Raw genomic sequence first — 1,428 nt, 5'->3', positions numbered from 1 at the left:
GGCGCCCGGGGGGCGGGCTGCTCGCCGAGGCGGCGCAGGGCCTGGGCGGCCACCGCTCCGGCGGAGCCGTGCAGGGCGAGCGGCGGACGGCCGGGGTGCTGCACGGCGGCCCGGATGCGCTCGGCGACCAGTTCGTAATGGGTGCAGCCCAGGACGACGGTCGTCACGTCGTCCGGGGTCAGCTCGGCGGCCGCGGCGACGGCGGCGTCGATCGCCGTCTCGTCCGCGTGCTCCACCGCCTCGGCGAGCCCCCAGCACGGCACCTCGGTGACGGTGACGCCGTCGGCGAAGTTCTCGATCAGGTCCCGCTGGTAAGGGCTGCCGGTCGTGGCCGGTGTGGCCCAGATCGCCAGCGGTCCGCCGCCGGCCGCGGCCGGTTTGATCGCCGGGACGGTGCCGATGACCGGCAGGCCGGGCTCGAGGCGGGCGCGCAGGGCGGTGAGGGCGTGCACCGTGGCGGTGTTGCAGCCGACGATCAGCGCGTCGGGCCGGTGCGCGGCGGCCGCCTCGGCGACGGCGAGGGCACGCTCGGTGAGGTCCTCCGGGGTCCTGGGTCCCCAGGGCATGCCGTCGGGGTCGAGGGAGAGGACGAGATCGGCGTCGGGGCGCAGACGCCGTACCGCGGCGGTGGCCGCCAGCAGCCCGATTCCGGAGTCCATGAGCGCGATCTTCACCCGGCCACGATAGACGATGGGCCGCTTCGGGCCCCTGTCGTGGGGCAGACTGCGGCAGGTGAGCGCCGTTGTGTGGAGTGCCGCCGGATCACTCGCCGCCTGGTGGTGGCTGCTGTTCTGCCAGGGCTTCTTCTGGCGTACGGATGTGCGGCTCCCGCCGTCCCGCGACCCGGAGACGTGGCCGTCGGTGTGTGTCGTGGTCCCCGCGCGGGACGAGGCGGCGGTGCTGCCCGCGAGCCTGCCCTCGCTGCTCGCCCAGGACTACCCGGGCAGGGCCGAGGTCTTCCTCGTCGACGACGGCAGCACGGACGGCACCGGGGAGCTCGCGCGGGAGCTCGCGGACCGGCACGGCGGGCTGCCGCTCACGGTGGGCTCTCCGGGCGAGCCGCCCGCCGGCTGGACCGGCAAGCTGTGGGCGGTGCGGCACGGCATGGGGCTGGCACGCGCGCGTGACCCCGAGTACCTGCTGCTGACGGACGCCGACATCGCGCACGCCCCGGACAGTCTGCGCCGGCTGGTGGCGGCGGCCCGTGCCGGGGGGTTCGACATCGTGTCGCAGATGGCCCGGCTGCGGGTGGCGAGCCTCTGGGAACGTCTGGTGGTACCCGCGTTCGTCTACTTCTTCGCGCAGTTGTACCCGTTCCGCCGGATCGGGCGGGAGGGGACCCGGACGGCCGCCGCGGCGGGCGGCTGCGTGCTGCTGCGTGCCGAGGCGGCCGAGCGGGCGCGGGTCCCGGACGCGATCCGGCAGGCC

General features: G+C 75.9%; 2 protein-coding genes. One reads left to right on the top strand and one right to left on the bottom strand.

What is annotated here, in order from left to right:
- The coding region (locus B7767_RS32330) for a glutamate racemase (RefSeq protein ID WP_085575233.1) at positions 1-674 on the bottom strand (674 nt) is incomplete at its 3' end.
- Positions 675-690: 16 nt separating this feature from the next.
- Between B7767_RS32330 and B7767_RS32325 the strand changes: the two genes are divergently transcribed.
- Positions 691-1,428 (top strand): glycosyltransferase (locus B7767_RS32325; RefSeq protein WP_143652741.1); only part of this gene is annotated, 738 nt, incomplete at its 3' end.

Origin of the sequence: Streptomyces sp. 13-12-16 (assembly GCF_002114215.1) — a bacterium.
Lineage (GTDB): Bacteria > Actinomycetota > Actinomycetes > Streptomycetales > Streptomycetaceae > Streptomyces.
This window is presented reverse-complemented; position numbering and strand designations above follow the sequence as displayed.